Origin of the sequence: Ketogulonicigenium robustum, assembly GCF_002117445.1 — a bacterium.
GTDB classification, from domain to species: Bacteria; Pseudomonadota; Alphaproteobacteria; order Rhodobacterales; family Rhodobacteraceae; genus Ketogulonicigenium; species Ketogulonicigenium robustum.
This window is the reverse complement of the sequence record NZ_CP019937.1, coordinates 1,444,464-1,466,159: the sequence shown is the minus strand read 5'-3', so window position 1 is coordinate 1,466,159 and position 21,696 is coordinate 1,444,464. Positions and strand designations below refer to the sequence as shown.

The window sequence follows — 21,696 nt, the reverse complement described above, 5'->3', positions numbered from 1 at the left end:
CATTCCCCCTCAGAACGCCTGACCGATACCGATGTAGACCTGCACCGACTTGCCGGCATCATCGCCGTTGGCCGGTGTGGCCACATCCAGCCTAATCGGGCCGATGGGGGTATTGTAGCGCAGCCCCAGACCTGCACCTGATTGCCATTCATCGCCGTCGCTGGGCAGCGGATCGGCGCCGACCATGCCCAGATCATAGAAGCCGACAAGGCTGATGCTGTTTGTCAGATCGAAGCGGGCTTCCAATTGCGCGCCGATAAAGCTGGTGCCGCCCAGCGTCACTTCCTGCCCATTACGGGTGATGGGAATGCCCAGCGATTTGTACGATTGGCCGCGCACCGTGCCACCGCCACCCGAATAGAACAGGTAGTCGGTCGGCGCTTCCTCGACATCAGGGCCGACAACTGACCCCAGTTGGCCGTGGGCAGCGAATGTCAGACGTTCGCCAAAGCTATGGTAGTAGCGCGCATCGCCATAAAGGCGCACGCCGCTGTCAATGTCGCTCAGGCCGATGAAGGGCGTGATTGCCAAGTTCAGATACCAGCCGGATTTTGCGCTGAGCGCGTTGTCGCGGTTGTCCAATGTGCCCGTCAGCGGCATGGTCAGCAGGGTATATTCGCGCGTGATACCGGCGCTTTCCTCGCGCGCGATCAGCAGGCCAAAGCCGCCGGTGACGGTCAGGTTGTCGTAGATGTAGCGCGTGACCAAGGCGTTCAGCGTCAATTGGTCCAGCAGGTAGTCGGCCTCGTCCTGCCGTTCCAGCAGGGCGCTGATGGTCAGGTCATTGTGGTAATTCACGAAACCGGGCCGCTTGAATGTCACGCCGACGCTGTAGTCGGGGCCGCCGGATTCGCCCGCGATGCCGCTGATCGCCGCGTCGAAGCGCAGGTTCTGGGCCGCATGGCGGATGTTGCGATGCATCCAGTAGGTGGACAGGGCAAGGCCTTCGTCGGTCGAAATCTCGGCCCCGAAGCCTAACCGGCGGGGCGGCATTTCAGCCACCGTCATGGCGATGGGCTGCGTGTTGTTGGGGCCGATCGTGTCGGATTCCTGCAGAGATACGGACTGGAACGCGCCCGTGCGCCGCAGACGCGTGGCCACGCGGTCTAGTTCATCGGGCGAAAAAATGGCACCTTCGGGGTAGCCCGCAATGCGTTGGATACGGTCGGTCCGGACGCGCTCATTCCCCGTGATGGTCAGCGTGCCGAAGGTCAGCTGCGGCCCGGGGCGCAGGGTAACGGTGGCGTCCAACCGGTTTTGGTCGTGGATCGCGGTAATCTGTTGGCTGGCGACGGTGGCGCGGGCATGGCCCGCCTCGCGCCATGCGGTGGTCGACCGGTTGGCCGCATCGCGGATGGTGTTGGCGCGCGCGACCTCGCCAGTGGTGAAGTCATCGGGAAGTTCTGTATCGGGGGCCAGCGGGCCGATGGCGGCGGTGCCAAAGCGGAATTGCGGCCCGGGGGTTACGTCGATCGCGATTGTGCCGATGCGCGCGGGCGCGGACAGCGGGGCGATGGTCGATGCCTCGCGGCCGTCAACCTTGATCGAAATGGTGCCGCCGTAATAGCCCTGCGCGTAAAGCGCGGTCAGGATACGGCGGTAATCCGCGCGCGCGGCCGCAACATAATCTTGGCTGACATTTTCACCCTCGGTATCCTCGGTCAGCGCAAAGCTGAGCGACGCCCCACGGATTGCCGATTCGAGGCCATCGGCATCGCCGCTGACGTTGACATTTACTTGCTGCGCATCGGCGCGCGGGGTGAACCCGACCCCGACGGCCAAGGGTAAAGCCACCAGCGCCAGCGCAAAAACCGATGTTGATAGGCGGAAAGGGCGCAATGTTGGCACGGGCAAATCCTTTTATCGTCGGCGGTGTCGAGGTGTTAATACATTCCCACCTCGACCGTCGCCCCGTTTACCCCAGTTTGCGGTAGTTTAGGGTCTAGGGGAAGGGGCTGTTTGGGTATTCGACGCCCGAAAGGTAAAGGCCCTCGGGGGGGCAGACAGGCCCACAAGCGGCGCGGTCGCGCGCGGCCAGCGCGGCGGCGACATCGTCAGGCTGCCACGCGCCCGCACCAACCCGTTCCAGTGTCCCCACGATCGAGCGCACCTGATTGTGCAGGAACGATCGCGCGCGCAGGAAAAAGCGGAACTCGGTGCCGTCGTGGCGCGGGATCTCGGTAATCGTCACCTCGTCCAGCGTCTTCACGGGGCTTTTGGCTTGGCAAATCGACGAACGGAATGTGGTGAAATCGTGCAGGCCGATCAGGTGGGCTGCGCCCGCGCGCATCAGATCGGCGTCCAGCGGGTGGCCCACGCGCCAAAACTGGCCGCGTTCAAAGGCCAGCGGCGCGCGGCGCGAGAGTAGGCGGAAGGTATAGCGCCGCTCGTGCGCGGAAAAGCGGGCGTGCCAGTCGTCAGCGACGCGGGCGGCGCGCAAAATTGCGACGGGTGCCGGGCGCAGATGGTGGTTCAGCGCTTCGGACAGGCGGAACGGGTCCCAGTCTTTCGTCAGGTCGCAATGCGCAACCTGACCCGTTGCGTGCACGCCCGCATCGGTGCGGCCTGCGGCGGCAATGGTGTGGGGGCCTTCCTCGAGCTTGGCGAGGGCAGCTTCGATCGCGCCCTGCACCGAGGGGTGCGAGGTCTGGCGCTGCCAGCCCGAAAACGGCTGGCCATCATATTCTACAAGCAGGGCATAGCGTGGCATGGCGCTGGCCTAGTGGGGGCGGGGCGGAAAATCAATCCTGTGCAACGCGCAAACCTGCCGCTATCACTAAATCCCAACAACAGGAGGCTGATTTGGCTGCTTTCTTCGGGGATGGGTTGCTGCGCAACCTTGGTATACCGGTGGGCGATACGGTGATCCGGCTGGGGGTGACGGGCTTGTCGCGGGCAGGCAAGACGGTGTTCATCACCTCGCTGGTGTCTAACCTGCTGGATCGGGGCCGGATGCCGCAGCTGGTCGCCGCCGCCAATGGCGATATCCGCACGGCTTATTTGCAGCCGCAGCCCGACGATACGGTGCCCCGCTTCGCCTACGAGGACCATTACCACGCCCTGACCTCCGCCGAACCCTATTGGCCCGAGGGTACGCGCCGCACCAGCCAACTGCGCCTGTCGCTGCGGATGAACCCGCGCGGTATGTTGGGCAGCGTTACCGGCGAGCGAGTCGTCCATCTGGATATCATCGATTACCCCGGCGAATGGCTGCTTGATCTGGGGCTGCTGGAAAAAACCTATTCCGCGTGGTCGACGCAGGCGCTGGGACGCGCGCGCGGCAGGGCCGAGGCTGAGGGGTTTCTGGCCGCCTTGTCGTTGATCGATCCGGCGCAGCCCTTTGACGAAGGGGTGCTGCGCGACCTGTCACAGCGGTTCGCGACCTATCTGCAGGCCGCGCGCGCGGCGGGCTATTCCGATTGCACGCCCGGGCGTTTTTTGTTGCCTGGTGATCTGGAGGGCTCGCCCGTGCTGACCTTTGCGCCGCTGCCCGCGGGCGATTATCCGCGCGGCAGTTTGGGGGCCGAGGCGCGGCGGCGCTACGATGCCTATGTGGCGCAGGTGGTAAAGCCATTCTTTCGCGACCATTTTGCCAAGATCGACCGGCAAATCGTGCTGGTTGACGTGCTGGGCGCCATCCACGCCGGCCCGCGCGCGGTCGAGGATTTGCGCGTCGCGATGGCCGATATTCTGGGTGCCTTCCGCCCCGGGCGTAACGCTTTTCTGGCCAGCCTGTTCGGCGCGCGGCGGGTTGAGAAGATCCTGTTTGCCGCGACCAAGGCCGACCATTTGCACCACCGCCAGCACGCCCGCCTGACCGCGATCACCAAAAGCCTGCTACGCGAGGCGCGCGACCGCGCCGCGTTTTCGGGCGCCGCTACAGCCGCGATGTCCATCGCCGCCCTGCGCACGACTGTCGAGGAAGATGTCATGCACGAAGGCAGCATTTTGGGCGTCGTGCGTGGCAAATTGTTGGATGGTGGCCGCCAAGCCGCCTTTTACCCCGGCGATCTGCCCGACGAGCCGCAACGCCTGCTGTCGCGCGCGCGCGAAGGGGCCGAGAAGTGGCTGGATGCCGATTACGGTATTATGAATTTCGCCCCCGCCGCCCTCAGCCTGCGGGCGGGCGACGGGCTGCCGCATATCCGGCTGGACAAAGCCGCCCAATTCCTGATCGGAGATCGCCTATGAGTGGCCCGATGTTGTTCGAACGCGACGACGACACCGCCGCGAACCCTGCCACTGCCGCTCCCATTCCCGATGATACCCCAACCGACCGCGCGGCGGTGATGCAGCAGGTTGCAGCCTTTGCCGCGCGTCCGGCGGGGCGTGTGGCCAAGTGGTTCTGGTCGGCTTTGGTGGCGCTGGTGGGATTTATCGCATCGCTGGCGGCGTGGGACTATGTGAACGGCTTGCTGGCCCGCTCGCCCGTTTTGGGCGGTATCGCGACGGCGCTGTTTGCGCTGTTTGTGGGGGCGCTGCTGGTGGTGCTGATCCGCGAATTGGCTGCAATGGCGCGGCTGGGGCGGATCGACGGCGTGCAACGCGCCGCAGCGGCTGCGCTGGCGGGCGATGATTTGTCGGCGGCGCAGCAAGTGGTGGCACAGCTGGAAGGCCTCTATGCCCGCCGGAGCGATTTAAACTGGGGGCTGCAGCGCGTGCGCGAGCGGGCCCCCGAGGTGCTGGACGCCTCGGGCCTGCTGGCCTTGGCCGAGGCTGAATTGGTCGCACCGCTGGATGCCGCCGCCGAGGCCGAGGTGCAGGCAGCCGCGCGCACCGTGGCGACGGTGACGGCTGTCGTGCCTATCGCGCTGGCCGATTTAATCTCGGCCCTGACCGCCAACGTCCGCATGATCCGCCGCATCGCCGAAATCTACGGCGGGCGGGCGGGGGCCTTTGGCGCATGGCGCTTGCTGCGCACGGTGATGACGCATCTAGTCGCCACCGGCGCGGTCGCCGTGGGTGACGACATGATCGATTCCGTCGTGGGCGGCGGCGTGATGTCCAAAGTGTCGCGCCGGTTCGGCGAAGGGGTCATCAACGGGGCGCTGACCGCCCGCGTCGGCGTCGCCGCAATCGAGGTTTGCCGCCCCGTGCCGTTCATCAACCGCACTCGTCCTAGCGTGCGGGGGCTGCTGCGCGGTGCGCTGGTGGGGCTGTTCAATCGTGGCTGATCGCCCTTGCTGCCCTGTGGCTGTCCCCCTATAAGCGCGGTCAAGATGAGACATGTCAGCACCATATCCGGCGTTTTCGCCCTGATTGCACGAATTATCCGCCCGACGCCCTGAGGTGTCAGGGTGTCGGGCAAAGGTGTCTGGGTGATCCGCACCGCCTTCAAACCGAACATGTTATTCTAGGGACGCCCCAGATGTGCGCCGACACGCCCGACTATAAAGACAGCCTGAACCTGCCCAAAACCGACTTCCCCATGCGCGCGGGTCTGCCCCAGCGCGAGCCTGCATGGCTGGCCCGTTGGGAAGAAATGGGCATCTACGACCGCCTGCGCGAAAAGCCGGGCCGGACGCCCTTTATTCTACATGATGGCCCCCCCTATGCGAACGGCCATCTGCACATCGGCCATGCGCTGAACAAGACGATCAAGGACATGATCGTGCGCAGCCATCAGATGATGGGCTTTGACGCGCGTTATGTGCCCGGCTGGGACTGCCACGGCCTGCCGATCGAATGGAAGATCGAGGAACAGTACCGCGCCAAGGGCCTGAACAAAGACGAGGTCGACATCGTCGCTTTCCGTCAGGAATGCCGCGCATTCGCCGCGAATTGGGTGAATGTCCAACGCGATGAATTCAAACGCCTCGGGGTGACGGGAAACTGGGAAGATCCCTATCTTACCATGGACTTCCATGCCGAAGCTGTCATCGCAGATGAATTCATGAAGTTCCTGATGAACGGCACGTTGTATCAGGGGTCGAAGCCGGTGATGTGGTCGCCCGTCGAAAAGACCGCGCTGGCCGAGGCCGAGGTCGAATACCACGACCACACCAGCCACACGATCTGGGTTCGTTTCCAGCCGGTATCGGGGTTGGAAGGCGCTGTCGTGATCTGGACGACGACGCCGTGGACGATCCCGCAAAACCGCGCGGTCGCGTTTAACCCCGCAATTTCTTACGGCTTGTACGAGATTGTGGCGACCGAGGAAAAATCGACCGCAATGGTTGGCGAAAAGGTCATTCTGGCGCAGGCTTTGGCCGAGGGGGTGTTCGCCGCTGCCAAAGTCACCGAATTCCGCCTGCTGCGCGATGTGGCCACCAGCGAATTCGATGGCACCCAACTTGCACACCCATTCCGCGGTATCGAGGGCGGCGCAGGCGAGTGGGACTATGACGTGCCCATGCTGCCGGGCGATCACGTAACCGACGACGCTGGAACCGGCTTTGTGCACACCGCGCCCAGCCATGGTGATGACGACTACCAACTGGGCCTGAAGTTCGGCCTGCCGATGACCTATAACGTGACCGAGGATAGCTCGTACCGCGCTGATCTGCCCATTTTTGGCGCGAATGCCCGCGCGGGTGAAGAAAAGCCGGTGCTGTATGTCATCGACCCCAACGGCAAAGATGGCGGCGCGAATGTAGAGGTTCTGCGTAAGTTGGCCCACGTTGGCGCGCTGCTGGCGAAGGGCAAGATTAAGCACAGCTATCCGCATTCATGGCGCTCGAAGGCGCCGGTGATCTATCGCAACACGCCGCAATGGTTCGTGGCGATCGACCGCGCGATGGATGATGGCATGGCCACCTATGGCGACACCATCCGCAAGCGCGCGCTGGAATCGATCGAGCGGCTGGTCCATTTCACCCCCGCGACCGGCAAAAACCGTCTGTTCACCATGATCCAGAACCGCCCGGATTGGGTGCTGTCGCGCCAACGTGCGTGGGGCGTGCCGCTGACGTGTTTTGTGAAAACGGGGGCCAAGCCGACCGACGCCGACTTCCTGTTGAAGTCCGAGGTGGTGAATGCGCGCGTCAAAGCCGCGTTCGATGCCGAGGGGGCGGATGTCTGGTATTCCCAAGGCTTCAAGGAAAAGGTGCTGGAGGGCGTCGTTGCCCCGCAGGACTACACGCAGGTCTTCGACGTGCTGGATGTGTGGTTCGACAGCGGATCGACGCATGCGTTCGTGCTGCGCGACCGTGCCGATGGCACACCCGACCAGATCGCCGACGTCTACATGGAAGGCACTGACCAGCACCGTGGGTGGTTCCATTCCTCGCTGCTGCAAGGGTCGGCGACCATCGGCCGCGCGCCGTACAAGAACGTCGTCACGCACGGCTTCACCTTGGACGAGAAGGGCATGAAAATGTCCAAATCGCTGGGCAATACCATCGTGCCGCAGGCGGTGATCGACCAATACGGCGCCGATATTCTGCGCCTTTGGGTCGCGCAGGCTGACTACACCAGCGACCAGCGCATCGGGCCGGAAATCCTGAAAGGCACCGCTGACAGCTACCGCCGCTTGCGCAATACGCTGCGCTACATCTTGGGTGCGCTGGATGGGTATACGGCCAATGAGGCCGTCGCCCCCGCCGAAATGCCCGAGCTGGAGCGCTGGGTTCTGCATCGTCTGGCCGAGTTGGACGTGCAGGTGCGCGCCGGCTATGCGGCGTTCGACTTCCAGTCGGTTTTCCAGACGGTGTTCAACTTTGCCACCGTTGATCTGTCGGCCTACTACTTCGACATCCGCAAGGATGCGCTGTACTGCGATGGCAGCACGCTGGCCCGCCGCGCCGCGCGCACCGTCATGCACCTGCTGTTCGAGCGGCTGACGACGTGGCTGGCGCCCGTGCTGGTCTTCACCATGGAAGAAGTCTGGCTGGAACGTTTCCCCGAAAGCTCGATCCACCTGCAAGACTTTCCGCAGACGCCGGGCGACTGGCTGGACGAGACTTTGGCCGCGAAATGGGCGACCATCCGTCAAGTCCGCCGCACCGTGACCGGCGCGCTGGAAATCGAGCGGCAGGCCAAGACCATCGGTGCCAGCTTGGAAGCGGCCCCCGAGGTGTTTGTCACGCCCGATGTCGCGCAGCTGCTGCAAGGCCTCGACTTCGCCGACATCTGCATCACGTCGGATGTGGTGGTGAAAACCGATCCCGCACCCGAAGGCGCGTTCCGCATCGCTGATGTGGCTGATACGGCTGTCGTGTTTGCGATGGCCACAGGCGAGAAATGCCAGCGCTGCTGGAAAATCCTGCCTGACGTCGGCACGCACAGCCACGCTGGCACCTGCGCGCGCTGCGATGCGGCATTGACTGAAAAAGGCCTGTAATCGGCCTTACGACCGCGCCTTTGGATGGGCGCGGTCGTAAATATCCATCAGATGGGCGGCATCGACCGCCGTATAAGCCTGCGTCGTCGACAGTGACGCGTGGCCCAGCAATTCCTGAATAGACCGCAAGTCACCGCCCGCCGCCAACAAATGCGTCGCGAACGAATGGCGCAGGGCATGCGGTGTGGCGCTGGCGGGCAGGCCCAGCTGCATACGGACTTGCTCGACCGTTTTCTGGATCAGGCGCGGGTTCAGCGCCCCGCCGCGCACCCCGCGAAACAGCGGGCCGTCGGCAGGCAGGTCTGCAGGGTAAAGGCGGACGTAATCGGCGACAGCTTTGCGCGCTGCGGGCAAAACCGGCACGACGCGCTGCTTGCCGCCCTTGCCGGTGATCCGCAGCACGTCGGGCAGGGGGTGGTCGGCACCTTGCAGCGACAGCGCCTCGGAAATGCGCAGTCCGCAGCCGTATAGCAATGTGACTACGGCCAGATCGCGGGCGGCGACCCACGGCTCCTTCGCCTGTACTTCGACGCGTGATAGTAGCGCCTTCGCGTCGTCGGGCTCAAGCGGGCGGGGCAGGTTGCGTTGAAAGCGGGGTGCGCGGGCGGCCAAAACCGCGGTGGCCTCGAACCCCTCGCGTTGGGCAAGCCAGCCGTAGAAGGATTTGACCGCCGACAGCGCCCGCGCCAGCGACCGCGACGATAGCCCGTCGGCGCGGGCATGGGCCATCCACGCGCGCATATCGCTGACCGTGATACGCGAAATGGCGGCCAAACCCTGCGGGGCGCCGTTGTGCTGTGTCATAAACGCCAAAAACGCGGCGACATCGTGGCGATAGGCCGTGACCGTGGCATCTGCCGCGCCACCAATGGCGCTGCGGTAGATCAACCACCGCGCCAAGGCATCCTCGAGCGCGGGGGAGAGGATCATTTCAGCCAATGGCGCATGCTGCGTTCCAGCATGCCACCGAAAAAGCTGAGAAGTTCGGTGCCGTGTTGCGGGTCGAAATGGTGGGGGTCCTCGGACCCTAGCAGCACTAATGCGGGGCGGCGGCTTTCACCCAAGTCCAGCCGCAAGCAAGCCTCGGACTGGATATGCGCAGCCTGCGCGCCGTATAGACCTTCGTTGCCATAGGCAATTTGGCGCAGCGTGACGGGGCGGGGCGAGTGGGCGCGCCCCTCGGTCAGGTAGTGGTCGACAAAGCCCGGGCCAGTTGCGACAACGGCGGGTGCGATGCGCCCGATGATGGCAGCGGCCTCACCCTCGGCCCCTTCTAGCACCAGTTGGACGCTGTCGAGCCGCAGGATCGTGGGTAGGTCTTGCGATAGATACGCGATGAACGCGTTGAAATCGAGCGGATCGAGCAGCGCGAGCGCTGCCCGATGGATCATGTTCGTGCCCGCAAGATTTTCGTAGGCGGCGGCGATCACCGAACGGTGGGCGTCTTCCAGACGGTCGAGCCTTTCTTCCAAACGCTCCATCGCGATGCCGCGCAGGTCGACGACGTTCTGGCCCATGGCCTTGTCGTTCGCCGCCACCAGCGCGCGCATAATGTCCTGATCCTCGAGCAGCAGCGCGGGATCAGCCAAAATGCGCGTGCGTAGCGCGTCATCAATGCGAGAGAGGTCGTCGGTCATTCAGATGATGCTCTGCCCCGTTTTGGCCCAGTCGGCCATGAATTGTTCCAGACCCTTGTCGGTCAGGATGTGGTTCGCCATCGACTTGATCACCTTGGCCGGTGCGGTCGCCACATCGGCACCGATCTTGGCGCAATCCGACATGTGGTTCACCGAGCGGATCGATGCGGCCAGAATTTGGGTCTGGAAGTCGTAATTGTCGTAGATGGTACGGATATCTTCGATCAGGTCCAGCCCGTCGATGTTCTGGTCGTCCAGTCGGCCGATAAAGGGCGAAATGAACGTCGCACCGGCTTTGGCCGCCAGCAGCGCCTGATTGGCCGAGAAGCACAGTGTGACGTTGACCATGAAGCCTTCGTCCGACAGGACTTTACAGGTCTTCAGGCCGTCCCACGTCAGTGGCACTTTCACGGCGATGTTCGGCGCGATCGCGGCCAGCTTGCGGCCTTCGGCGATCATATCGTCGGCTTTGGTGGCAACGACCTCGGCCGAGACGGGGCCGGAGACGATGTCACAGATCTCGCGGGTCACCTCGAGGATGTTGCGGCCCGACTTCAGAATCAGCGAGGGGTTGGTGGTGACACCGTCAACCATACCCAGATCGTTCAGCTCGCGGATCTCTTCGATGACGGCGGTATCGACGAAGAATTTCATATTTGTCTTCCCTGATGACACATGGCGCTTTGGTTGGGCATTTACCTGATTGGGGCCTTCGCGTGAACCCCTGATTACATTGTAAGGTTGACTTGCGGCTACAACGGCGGTCTACCGACCGGATTGATGTTGAGTGTATGAGTGTTAGATGCCAAAGTTTGCTGCCAATCTAACTCTGTTGTTCAATGAACTGGAGTTTATGGACCGGTTCGCCGCAGCAAGCGCGGCTGGGTTCAAAGGCGTAGAAATATTATTTCCGTATGAATATTCCGCTGTCGAGGTGCTAAGCCGCCTGCGTCAGTATAAAATGGATCTGGTGGCGATGAATGCGCCGCCGCCCAATTACACGGGGCGCCCCCGCGGTTTTGCCGCAGTGCCCGGGGGCGAGATGAACTTTCGCCGCGATTTTCAGCGCGCGCTGCGTGTTGCTAATGCCATGGGCGCGCTGCGCATTCAGGTGATGGCGGGCGCGGCAGACGGTGATGTTGCCCATGCGACCATGGTCGACAACCTGCGTTGGGCCTGTGCCGAGGTGGCGAACCTGCCGGTGCGGCTGACGATCGAGCCGAAATCGCGCGAGGATGTGGCAGGGTATTTTTTGAACGACCTTGGCCGCGCCGACGCTATTATTGCCGAGGTTGGTGCCGATAATCTGGGACTGCAGTTCGACACCTATCATGTCGCGGCAATCGCGGGGTCGGTGATCGACGCGTGGAAGGCCTACGGCCATCTGGTCAGCCACGTTCAGGTGGCCTCGTACCCCGAACGGGCCGAACCTGCGGGCGAGGGGTTTGACGACAAAGCCTTTTTCGACCTGCTAGACGCCGACGGTTATGATGGCTGGGTCAGCGGCGAATATATTCCCGCACGCTCGACAGAGATGGGGCTGGATTGGCTGCGCCGCGCTGACGCGTCAATCTGATCTGGCCGTGCCATACCCCCAAATGAAAAGGCGCCCGCTTGGGGCGCCTTTTGCATTTTATTCGCGGGGCACTTCGCTGACGAGGATCTTGTCGATCCGTCTGCCATCCAGATCCACTACCTCGAACTTCCAGCCACCGGCTTCGACCGTATCGCCCAGTTGGGGCAGGTGGTGCAGGTGGTTCAGCACCAAGCCTGCGACGGTTTCGTAATCGCCCGCAAGATCGCGCGGGATGCCGATACGGTCGCAGAATTCGTCGGCCGGCATCCAGCCGGCGACCAAATGGCTGCCGTCTTCGCGCGTGACGAAGGCGGGTTCCTCGGCCACGGATTCCTGGAAGGTGCCCGTGATCGCCTCCAGAATGTCACCCGTGGTGATTAGCCCCTCAAAGCTGCCGTATTCGTCATAGACGAGGGCCATGTGGTTCGCGGACTTGCGCAAAATCTCGATCACGTTCAGCGCGTCGGCACTTTCGTAGACGACCGGAACCTCGCGGATCATGGCGCGCAGGTCCAGCGCCTCGCCGCGGGCAATCGCACCGACCGCATCCGTCAGGTAGAGGATGCCCAAAACTTCATCGGTTTCGCGGGCGCGCACCGGAATACGCGGGCGGCCGATGGCTTGGATGGTCGGGATGATGTCCTCGACCGGAGTTTCCAGATCAAGAAACTCGACCTCGCGGCGTGGGGTCATCAGGCCGCGGGCGTTACGGTCGGCCAAGCGCATGACGCCTGACAGCATCTCGCCTTCTTCGCTTTCGATCACGCCTTGGTCACGCGCCTCGGACAAGATCACGCGAACCTCTTCCTCGGTCACGGCCTGATCTTGCTGGCCCGATTGGCCCAGCAAGCGCAGTACCGTGCGGCCCGACAGGTCGAGGAACCACACAATGGGTGCCGCCACGCGCGAGAGGATTTTCATCAGCGGGGCGACGCGCACGGCCACCCCTTCAGGGTCGCGCAGGGCGATTTGCTTGGGCACCAGCTCGCCAACGATCAACGACAGGTAAGTGATTGAAATCACAACCACCGCCACGCCCAGAACGTCTGCCAGATTTTGGGCCATGCCCATGCTGGCCAGCCAGCCGGTCAGCCGAAGGCCCAGCGTGGCCCCCGAAAACGCACCCGACAGGACGCCGACGGCGGTAATGCCGATTTGCACTGTTGAAAGGAAACGTCCGGGGTCTTCTGCCAGTTGCAATGCGGTGGTTGCGCCGGTCTTGCCAGCCTCGGACAGGCTTTTAAGTTTGGCGCGCCGCGATGATACGACGGCAAGCTCGGACATGGCCAGCGCGCCGTTCAGCAGGGTCAGCGCGACCACGATGAATATTTCTGTTAACACGGGGTCCTGTTTGACCTTGTGGAAGATAGGAAAACTCTACGAGATGCGCTGCCCCATTGCAATGCCGCTGAGGCATGCGTGCGCCACGCCTTTACACGGGGCGGGGGCGATACGATATTAGCGCCATGAGTCTTCCTGCAGGTTTTCTAGATGAGCTGCGAGGCCGCCTGTCATTGGCACAGGTGGTCGGGCGCAAAGTGGTCTGGGATCGGCGCAAGTCGAACCCGGGCAAGGGGGACATGTGGGCGCCGTGTCCCTTCCATCAGGAAAAATCGGCCAGCTTCCACGTCGATGACCGCAAGGGCTATTATTATTGCTTCGGGTGCCACGCGAAGGGCGACGCGATTTCATTCGTGCGCGAAACCGAGAACGTTGGCTTTGCCGAGGCTGTCGAGATTTTGGCGCGCGAGGCTGGCATGCAGATGCCCGCGCGCGACCCGCAGGCCCAGCAGCGCGCTGACCGCCGCACCCAGTTGGCTGATGTGATGGAACAGGCCGTGCAGGTGTTTCGCATGCAGCTAAAGACGCAAGCGGGCGAGGCTGCGCGGGCCTATCTGCAGCGCCGCGGCCTCTCGTCCGAGGCGTGGGACCGGTGGGGGTTGGGGTTCGCGCCCGATAATCGCACGGGCCTGCTGCGTCATCTGACGGATAAGGGCGTGGCCCCCGACCTGATGGTCGATGCGGGGTTGGTGATCAAACCCGACGATGGCGGGCAACCCTATGACCGTTTTCGCGGGCGCATCATCTTTCCCATTCGCGATGCACGCGGGCGCGCGATCAGCCTGGGCGGGCGGGCGATGGACCCGAACGCCCGCGCAAAATACCTGAACGGCCCTGAAACGGCGCTATTCGACAAGGGCCGCAGTCTGTTCAATATCGGCCCCGCCCGCGAAGCCGCAGGCAAGGGCCACCCGCTGATCGTCGCCGAAGGGTATATGGACGTGATCGCCCTGTCCGAGGCGGGTTTCCACGCAGCCGTCGCGCCTTTGGGGACGGCGGTAACGGCTGATCAACTGGCGCTGATGTGGCGCATTGCGGACGAGCCTATCATCGCGCTGGATGGCGATACGGCGGGCCTACGGGCTGCGTTGCGGGTGATCGATCTGGCGCTACCGCTGCTGGAGGCTGGTAAGGGCTTGCGTTTCGCCATCATGCCCGAGGGGCAGGACCCGGACGATCTGATCAAGGCCAAAGGGCGCGGCGCGATGCAGGCGGTGATCGACGGCGCGCTGCCGATGGTGCGCTTGATGTGGCAGCGCGAAACCGACGGCAAGGTTTTCGATAGCCCCGAACGGCGTGCTGCGCTGGACAAGCAACTGCGCGCGCTGATCCGCACCATCCGCGACCCCTCGATCAAGGCGCATTACGGCGAGGAGATTAACCGCCTGCGGCAGGGCCTGTTCGGCACAGTGCCCGCTGCAGTGGCTGCGCCTGTGGGCCGCGGCCGCGATGCGCCGTGGACCCCGCGCGCCAAGGGGCGCGGCGCACCAGCTGCGCCGGGGCTGCCGACAGCCGCCGTGCGGGCGTCTATTTTGGCGCGCAATATGGACGACCAAGACAGCCTGCGCGAAGCCGTGATTCTGGCAACCGTCATCAACTGTCCTGCCATCTTGCCAGAATTCGAGACCGAGCTGGAGCGGATGGCCTGCCACCGCCCCGATCATCAGGCCCTGCGCGGCGCGATACTGCGGGCCATCGATCAACCCGATCTGCGCGATGCCATTGTTACGGCAATTGGCGACGCCCCCCTTGAAAGGCTGTTCGCCGAGCGCCATGTGGCTATTTCACCTGCCGTGCGTAGGGCAGGCGATATCGAGACCGCGCGCATGTGTTTGGCGGAAGAGCTTGCAAAGCTGAACGCCCGCCGTGGCCACGCCCGCGAGATCGAAGAAGCACTAGAGGATTGGGAGGACTTGCCCGGCGAGACTGTCACTTTCCGTCTGGGGCGCGCGGCGCAGGCATTGGACCGCGCGGGGCGCGGCGATGACGACGATAAAGCCGCCTACGAAATCGGGGCCAATGGCGCGCGCTTGAACCGTGACGAGCTGGACGCTTTTGATGCGCTTTTGGCGCGGATCGACAAGTCTGGCGGGGCTGAAAAGGCCTAGCGCAACGCCCGCAAACGGGCAATGGGCGCAACACTGGCACGCAGTGTGATAGTTTAGGGGCGAATCAGTTGCGAATCACCCGTGTTCGGGGTTGATTCGGGCCGATAAGCGTGATTCGCCCATTCGTGGCGCGGGGCAGGTGCCTCGGGCTGAATTGAATATGCCGTAGGTGGGGAAATCCGCCCGCGTTCACTACCTGCAAGGGAGCCATCATGGCTGTGAAAGACTCTGACGACGTCAAAGACAACGATCAGGACAACGACATCTCGTTCGACATGTCGCAAGCCGCGGTAAAGCGGATGATCGCCGACGCGCGCGAGCGGGGCTATATTACCTATGACCAGCTGAACGCCGTTCTGCCGCCCGATCAGGTCTCCTCCGACCAGATCGAGGACGTGATGTCGATGCTGTCGGAAATGGGTATTCAGGTCACCGAGGAAGACGAGACCGAAGAACCCGCAGACGACGGCACATCGCGCGAAATCGCGACCGTCGGCACGCGCGAGCTGTCGCTGGCGGGCCCAGAGGTCGAGAAAACCGACCGCACCGATGACCCCGTGCGGATGTACCTGCGCGAGATGGGATCGGTCGAGTTGCTGTCGCGCGAGGGCGAAATCGCCATCGCCAAGCGGATCGAGGCTGGCCGCAACACGATGATCGCGGGCCTGTGCGAAAGCCCGCTGACCTTCAACGCGATCACCATCTGGCGTGACGAGCTGCTGGACGAGGCTGTTCTGCTGCGCGACGTTATCGATCTGGAAGCGACCTTCGGCAACCAGATGGGCGAAGATGACGACGCCCCCGTGGTCGACGCATCGGGTGCCGCCGCTGCCCCCAAAATGCGCGAGCGTGGCGCCGAATTCGACGCCGATGGCAACCCCATCAGCGGCGACGATGACGATGACGATGACGAACAGGGCAACATGAGCCTTGCGGCCATGGAAGCCGCCCTGCGCCCCCGCGTGCTGGAAGCGTTGGATGCAATCGCCGAGGAAGCCGCCGATCTGGCCGAACTGCAAGAGGCGCGCATGCGCGCCAAGATGGAAGAAGACGCCAGCTTCTCGGCCGCCGAGGAAGCCAAGTACCAAGAGTTGCGCCAGCGCATCGTTGAAGTGGTGAATTCGCTGCATCTGCACAGCAACCGCATCGACGCGCTGATCGACCAGCTGTACGGCATCAACCGCCGGATCATGTCGATCGACAGTTCCATGGTGAAGTTGGCCGACCAAGCCCGCATCAACCGTAAAGAGTTTATCGACGAATATCGCGGCTCCGAGCTGGATCCGGCGTGGCTGGAACGGATGGGTCAGAAGCCCGGTCGTGGCTGGGCGATGCTGATCGAACGCTCGCGCCCGAAGGTCGAGGAACTGCGCGCCGAGATGGCACAGGTGGGGCAGTATGTCGGCGTCGACATCAACGAATTCCGCCGCATTGTGCAGCAAGTTCAGAAGGGCGAAAAAGAAGCCCGTCAGGCCAAGAAAGAGATGGTCGAGGCGAACCTGCGCCTCGTGATCTCGATCGCCAAAAAGTACACAAACCGCGGTCTGCAATTCCTGGATCTGATTCAGGAAGGGAACATCGGCCTGATGAAGGCTGTGGATAAGTTCGAATACCGCCGAGGCTACAAGTTCAGCACCTATGCGACATGGTGGATCCGTCAGGCCATAACGCGCAGCATCGCCGATCAGGCGCGCACCATTCGTATTCCGGTGCACATGATCGAGACGATCAACAAGCTGGTCCGCACCAGTCGGCAGATGCTGCATGAAATCGGCCGCGAGCCGACGCCCGAAGAGCTGGCCGAAAAGCTGCAGATGCCGCTGGAAAAAGTCCGCAAGGTCATGAAGATCGCGAAAGAGCCGATCTCTCTCGAAACCCCGATCGGGGACGAGGAAGACAGCCAGCTGGGCGATTTCATCGAGGACAAGAACGCGATCCTGCCGCTGGATTCCGCTATTCAGGAAAACCTGAAGGAAACCACGACCCGCGTTCTGGCCAGCCTGACCCCGCGCGAGGAGCGTGTCCTGCGCATGCGCTTTGGTATCGGCATGAACACAGACCACACCTTGGAAGAGGTTGGCCAGCAGTTCAGCGTGACGCGCGAGCGCATTCGCCAGATCGAGGCGAAGGCACTGCGCAAACTGAAACACCCCAGCCGCTCGCGCAAACTGCGCAGCTTCTTGGATCAGTAAAAATCAGCATCCCCCGGCGGCGTAACCTGTTGGGGGATGTTCAATTTGTGGATTTTGATGCCAATGCTTTCCGGCCCCTTTCGGTTCCTGGCACTCGACGTCGAAACCGCGAATTATAGTGCGCACAGCATTTGCCAAATTGGCATCGCCGGGGTGCGGCCCGATAACTCGATCGAGGTCTGGGTCTCGTTGATCGACCCGCAGGATCGGTTTTCATCGAACAATATCGCTGTGCACGGCATCCGGCCCGCTGCCGTTGTGGGCGCGCCGAAGTTTGCGCCGACCTTTCGCGCCTTAAGCCCACTTTTGGCGCGATATACGATTTTCCAACATTCGACCTTTGACAGCCGCTGCTTTGCGGCAGCGGCTGCGCGCGCTGCACTGGAGCCGCCTGAATGGACTTGGGCTGATAGTGTGACACTGGCGCGGCGCGTTTGGCCCGAACTGAAGGGTGCTGGCGGGGGGCATGGGTTGGGAAACCTGAAAAAGGCCCTCGGGTTGGAATTTCGCCACCACGACGCGGGCGAGGATGCCCGTGCTGCGGCAGAAGTCGTCTTGCGGGCGGAAAGCCGCACAGGCCTGCCGTACAGCGATTTAGTCCGCAAGCCGTCAGCCCTGCGAAATCAAGGCTCTGCCGTGCGGTAACTGCACGGTTCCCTCTATCCAAGCGGGGCGGGGGTGCTATAGTCACGCCTGTGGATAACTTCGCTGCCAGAGGATAGATCAAGACATGCGCTGCCCCTTTTGCGGAAATGTTGACACCCAAGTGAAGGATTCCCGCCCGGCAGAGGATCACGTCGCTATCCGTCGGCGGCGCTTCTGTGCTGCGTGTGCGGGTCGCTTCACCACGTATGAGCGGGTGCAACTGCGCGATTTGACTGTCCTGAAATCGAACGGCCGCCGCGAAGATTTCGACCGCACCAAGCTGGAGCGCTCTGTCAAGATCGCCGTGCAAAAGCGCGTCAGCGATGCCGAGCGGATCGACCAGATGATTTCGGGTATCGTGCGCCGTTTGGAAAGCCTAGGCGATGCCGAGGTGTCGTCCAAGCAGATCGGCGAGATCGTGATGGAGACGCTCGCGCGCCTTGATACGGTGGCCTATGTGCGGTTTGCCAGCGTCTACCGGAACTTCCAAGCGGTCGACGATTTCGATAAATTCATGGCCGAGCTGCGCCCCATCGCCAAGGGCGACTGAGGGCAGCGGCCAGCCCTAGCGCCAAATCCACGCCCAGCCCGCCAGCGCACCTTGTGCTTTGGCGATGATGCGGTTGAACGGCCCGCGCGGCGGCGCGTTGCCGCGTTTCAGCCAGTCGACGACTGCCTCGGGCGGGCAGGGCATGGCGGTTTCAGGGTGGAAATAACGCGGATAGCGGATCAGCACCGCGTGGGTGAAGCTGTCGAGATCTGGGCGTGCCGTGCGCCGTGCAGGGGCGGGCGACATATCGCGCGTCAGGCCCCAACCAGCGTAGAACGGCGTGCCAAAGCAGGTCACAGGCTTGCCGCGCAGCAGCGCTTCGAACCCGAGGGTAGAGGTCATTGTCCAAACCTCGTCCACCGCGTCGATGGCTGCGGCGGCGTCCACGCGGTCCAGCGTTACATCCGCCCATTGTGCGGGGTTTTCAACTTTGCCCGGGCGCAGGCCCGCTTCCACATCGGGGTGGGGTTTCCAGACCAGAATGGCGTCGGGGTTCGCGGCGCGTACGGCTGCCAGCAGCGCCGCGTTGGTGCGCACCGTGCCAGCCCCCAAGCGGATCGAGGCGTCGTCTTCGACCTGACCGGGGACGAGGATACGGCGTCCGGTGGGCAGTGGGGGCATGGCGGCACCGGTCAAATTGTATTTGCTGACCCCCGCTTGCAGCAGCTGGTGGCGCAGCGCCGCGGCGCGTGCGCAGTCGTCGGACGACACGGGGGCTGCTATCATCGCCTCTAGGCGCGAGGGCTGGGTGGGGTCGTAGTAAATTCCCAGATCGTCGAGTACCAGCGAGGCTGCAGGCACCAGTTCTGCCCCCAGCCCGCGCGAGCGGATGAATCCGTCTTCGACCCGAACGGCGGGCCCCATGTCGGGCATGTATTTATTGGCCCATACCATCGTCCGCCGACCCTCCGCAGCGCCCGCGAAGCGGACGGGCTTGTAGCGCCCGAAAGCGCGCTGCAAGGGCGCGCGTTTCCACAGCCGCATGCCGAGCGCACGCCAACCTGCGCGGTCTTCACGCCAGGCCCTCTGGTCGGCCTCGAGGTTATCGAGCACGGTTTCGATCTGGCACAGGCTATCGGTATGGGGGTCATACCAGATCGGTACGCGGATCATTGCGGCGGTGAAAAGCTGCGCGACGGACAGGGTGCGGCTGCGACGCGGCGGCGGGTTGCGATCGTCGCTTAGGCCCCATCCGGCATAGAACGGCTGTCCGAAAATCACGGGGTGGTGCCCTGCCAAGATCGCCTCGAACCCCATTTGCGATGAAAAGGTATAGACGCGCTGCGCGTCTTTCAGCAGGTGATAGGGTGCGTAGGGCCCGTCTGCAAAAGCTTCGCCGTCGCGCAAATCAGCGGCGGTGAAGTGACCGCCGCGCTGGCCCGCGGTGGTCTCGGGGTGGCTGCGGACCAAAATGCGCGCGCCGGGGTTTTCAGCGCGCGCGGCCTGCAGCATGGCCAAAAACGCAGCGCGATCACCGCCGCTGACACGGACGGCGGCATCGCCCGCCGTTTGGTCGATGACCAGCACATAGCCCGCTTGCGGCGGCGCTAGATCGGGGTCGTGCGCGTTATATTTCGACAGGCCCCGCCTGCGGATACGGTCGATCAAGGTTGCGGCGCGGGCCTGCTCGGGCGCGGTCAAGGTTATGGTCTGCAGGCAGCTTTCCAAGGCCGAGGGGCGTTGCGGGTCGAAGTGCAGCCCTTGGCTATCGATCAACAACCCCATCGTTGGCGCGCCTGACCGCCCTGTCAGAACAGATCGCAGGAAGGCATCTTCGACTGTGATTAAGGGCCGCCCCGTCATCGCTGCAACTTTACGCCCGCGCTGGCTAACCCGCGTCGCACCCCAAACGGCGATACCGTCGTTTTCGCGCGGCCAGCCAGCGCGCAGATCATACCCCGCCAACGCCATGATGCGCCGCACCCGCCGCTGGGTCAAAAATCCGAGGCTGAAGTAGCGTAGCCTCATTTCACGACGCGCAGCCCAGTTGGGTCGTCACTGCTTAGCACCGCGTCATAGGGGTCATTATCGGCCAGAACTTGGTCGACGACGCGGCGCATCAACTGGTGGCGCGCGCGGCGCGAATAGAATCCGCCCGGAACTTGGCTGGTTTCCAGCAAAAACGCGCGATAATCTCGGTAGCTGCGGCTATCGGGGCGCTGGGGGGCGCGGAAGAATTCGACGATATCCTGCTGTGACACCAGCCCTGGTTTGTCGTAAATCGCGGTGCCGAACAGCTTTAGCGGCAGCCCGCGCCACAGTGCCTGTTGGCCTGCGGTGGAATTGACGGTCACGGCGGTTTTCGCGTGGTCCAGCAGGCCGCTCAACTTGCCGCCGCTGACATAGTGAATGCGCCCGACCAGTTGGTATTTTTCGGCCATGACCTTCAGCATCGCGGCATAGGGGCGACGGCCCATTTCTAGTGGGTGAGCCTTGAAGACAATTTGGTGGTGGCGCGGGGCGCCTTGGGCAAAACCAGCCAGAACGACGTCAAGAAACTCCTCCATCTTGCGGAAGGGGGAATGCATCTGGAAGCTCGAGTCGTGTTCCAACTGCATCAGGACCAAGTGGTAGGGAAAGCCGCCGTCCTTGATTTTCCGCGTCTTGAGTTGACGCTCGATCGCGATGAAAGGCGCGGACAGCATGCGGCGGGTGTAGAAATACGCCTCTTGCAAGGGGGTAAGTTCGCGGTGGCGCTGAAAGTTGGGGTAGGATCTGCTGCCGACCGTGAGGAACCAATGATAGAGCGCACCATAAAAAACATGCTCGCGCATATCGCCCCAATGGGCAGGGGCCTCGGTCACTTCGTTGTCGCGCCGCGCCAATGCGCCTTGCATCTGGGCGACGGAAATATCCATCAGGCGCGAATGCCCGTTTGATCCGCCGCGCTCGTAAGTGGCCCACCAGGGGCGTAGGTAGCCTTCCTCGAATACATGCACGCGCAGGCCCAATTCTTTGGCAACGGCCACTGCAGTCGCGTGGATCGGGCGGGTGTCGCCGTATAGGATGATGTCGGTAATTCCGTGTGCGGCGATGATGCCGCGATAGGCAGCGGGCCAGTCTTGCACCGTGCCGGTATAGGCGATGTAGGTCGATTTATCCGGCCAGAAGGCATCATCGCCCGCGTTGAAACCCACGCGCCAGACATCTGCACCCGCCGTTTGCAACATACGGCCGATGGATGCGAAAAACGGCCCGTGCGGGCCTTGAAGAAACAGAAACTTTTGCATGCCAGTCACATTCTGTGGCGGGGCGTGTCGCCCGCACGCCGCGCCCGCTGCAGGTCATATGACAATGAAGCAAAGGAAGGCGCTTGCCAATGCGTCTTATTGCGCGCCAAATGTTTGTAAACATAGTAGGAAGCCC

General features: G+C 63.0%; 16 protein-coding genes. 8 read left to right on the top strand and 8 right to left on the bottom strand.

What is annotated here, in order from left to right; all coding sequences use genetic code 11:
• Positions 1 to 9: 9 nt before the first annotated feature.
• Together BVG79_RS07365 and truA are read right to left on the bottom strand one after the other, a co-directional pair.
• Positions 10 to 1,848, bottom strand: a complete 1,839-nt coding sequence (locus BVG79_RS07365; protein ID WP_085786322.1) for an autotransporter assembly complex protein TamA — start codon at positions 1,846 to 1,848, stop codon at positions 10 to 12.
• Positions 1,849 to 1,942: 94 nt separating this feature from the next.
• On the bottom strand, positions 1,943 to 2,710 hold the full coding sequence (gene truA, locus BVG79_RS07360) for a tRNA pseudouridine(38-40) synthase TruA (protein WP_085786321.1): 768 nt from the start codon (positions 2,708 to 2,710) through the stop codon (positions 1,943 to 1,945).
• A 92-nt stretch (positions 2,711 to 2,802) separates the two neighbouring features.
• Here truA and BVG79_RS07355 point away from each other — a divergent pair, with 92 nt between their 5' ends.
• The 3 genes from BVG79_RS07355 to ileS all read left to right on the top strand — a co-directional run bounded on the left by BVG79_RS07355 (position 2,803) and on the right by ileS (position 8,281).
• A complete protein-coding gene (locus tag BVG79_RS07355; protein WP_157115650.1) occupies positions 2,803 to 4,191 on the top strand; it encodes a YcjX family GTP-binding protein in 1,389 nt (462 codons plus the stop codon).
• Complete coding sequence (locus BVG79_RS07350) at positions 4,188 to 5,174, top strand: YcjF family protein (protein ID WP_085786320.1); 987 nt, start codon at positions 4,188 to 4,190, stop codon at positions 5,172 to 5,174. The genes BVG79_RS07355 and BVG79_RS07350 overlap by 4 nt, the downstream gene beginning before the upstream one ends.
• Positions 5,175 to 5,368: 194 nt before the next feature.
• Positions 5,369 to 8,281 carry an isoleucine--tRNA ligase gene (gene ileS / locus BVG79_RS07345; RefSeq protein ID WP_085786319.1) on the top strand — a complete coding sequence of 971 codons (2,913 nt, stop codon included), beginning with the start codon at positions 5,369 to 5,371 and terminating at the stop codon, positions 8,279 to 8,281.
• 6 nt (positions 8,282 to 8,287) lie between these two features.
• On the opposite strand, the gene BVG79_RS07340 is transcribed toward ileS, so the two are convergent.
• The 3 genes from BVG79_RS07340 to fsa are packed head-to-tail and all read right to left on the bottom strand — an operon-like array spanning position 8,288 to position 10,572.
• Positions 8,288 to 9,211 carry a tyrosine recombinase XerC gene (locus BVG79_RS07340; protein ID WP_198167921.1) on the bottom strand — a complete coding sequence of 308 codons (924 nt, stop codon included), beginning with the start codon at positions 9,209 to 9,211 and terminating at the stop codon, positions 8,288 to 8,290.
• Positions 9,208 to 9,918 (bottom strand): DUF484 family protein, encoded by a 711-nt coding sequence (locus tag BVG79_RS07335; RefSeq protein WP_085786318.1) that lies wholly within the window; start codon positions 9,916 to 9,918, stop codon positions 9,208 to 9,210. The genes BVG79_RS07340 and BVG79_RS07335 overlap by 4 nt, the downstream gene beginning before the upstream one ends.
• Positions 9,919 to 10,572, bottom strand: coding sequence for a fructose-6-phosphate aldolase (gene fsa, locus BVG79_RS07330; RefSeq protein WP_085786317.1), 654 nt, complete (start codon positions 10,570 to 10,572; stop codon positions 9,919 to 9,921). It lies immediately after the preceding gene.
• Positions 10,573 to 10,720: 148 nt separating this feature from the next.
• Here fsa and BVG79_RS07325 point away from each other — a divergent pair, with 148 nt between their 5' ends.
• Positions 10,721 to 11,494, top strand: coding sequence for a hydroxypyruvate isomerase family protein (locus BVG79_RS07325; protein WP_085786316.1), 774 nt, complete (start codon positions 10,721 to 10,723; stop codon positions 11,492 to 11,494).
• A gap of 57 nt (positions 11,495 to 11,551) precedes the next feature.
• On the opposite strand, the gene BVG79_RS07320 is transcribed toward BVG79_RS07325, so the two are convergent.
• The gene (locus BVG79_RS07320; protein ID WP_085786315.1) at positions 11,552 to 12,835 is read right to left on the bottom strand and encodes a hemolysin family protein; all 1,284 of its coding nucleotides are present in this window, start codon (positions 12,833 to 12,835) and stop codon (positions 11,552 to 11,554) included.
• Positions 12,836 to 12,960: 125 nt separating this feature from the next.
• Between BVG79_RS07320 and dnaG the strand changes: the two genes are divergently transcribed.
• The 4 genes from dnaG to nrdR all read left to right on the top strand — a co-directional run bounded on the left by dnaG (position 12,961) and on the right by nrdR (position 18,330).
• Positions 12,961 to 14,943 carry a DNA primase gene (gene dnaG / locus BVG79_RS07315; protein ID WP_085786314.1) on the top strand — a complete coding sequence of 661 codons (1,983 nt, stop codon included), beginning with the start codon at positions 12,961 to 12,963 and terminating at the stop codon, positions 14,941 to 14,943.
• Positions 14,944 to 15,155: 212 nt separating this feature from the next.
• Positions 15,156 to 17,135 carry an RNA polymerase sigma factor RpoD gene (gene rpoD, locus BVG79_RS07310; protein ID WP_085786313.1) on the top strand — a complete coding sequence of 660 codons (1,980 nt, stop codon included), beginning with the start codon at positions 15,156 to 15,158 and terminating at the stop codon, positions 17,133 to 17,135.
• A gap of 63 nt (positions 17,136 to 17,198) precedes the next feature.
• A complete protein-coding gene (locus BVG79_RS07305) occupies positions 17,199 to 17,780 on the top strand; it encodes an exonuclease domain-containing protein (protein ID WP_236951328.1) in 582 nt (193 codons plus the stop codon).
• Positions 17,781 to 17,865: 85 nt separating this feature from the next.
• On the top strand, positions 17,866 to 18,330 hold the full coding sequence (gene nrdR / locus BVG79_RS07300; RefSeq protein ID WP_085786311.1) for a transcriptional regulator NrdR: 465 nt from the start codon (positions 17,866 to 17,868) through the stop codon (positions 18,328 to 18,330).
• 15 nt (positions 18,331 to 18,345) lie between these two features.
• On the opposite strand, the gene BVG79_RS07295 is transcribed toward nrdR, so the two are convergent.
• The gene (locus BVG79_RS07295) at positions 18,346 to 20,298 is read right to left on the bottom strand and encodes a capsular polysaccharide biosynthesis protein (RefSeq protein WP_085786310.1); all 1,953 of its coding nucleotides are present in this window, start codon (positions 20,296 to 20,298) and stop codon (positions 18,346 to 18,348) included.
• The gene (locus BVG79_RS07290; RefSeq protein ID WP_085786309.1) at positions 20,295 to 21,560 is read right to left on the bottom strand and encodes a capsule biosynthesis protein; all 1,266 of its coding nucleotides are present in this window, start codon (positions 21,558 to 21,560) and stop codon (positions 20,295 to 20,297) included. The genes BVG79_RS07295 and BVG79_RS07290 overlap by 4 nt, the downstream gene beginning before the upstream one ends.
• Positions 21,561 to 21,696 lie beyond the last annotated feature (136 nt).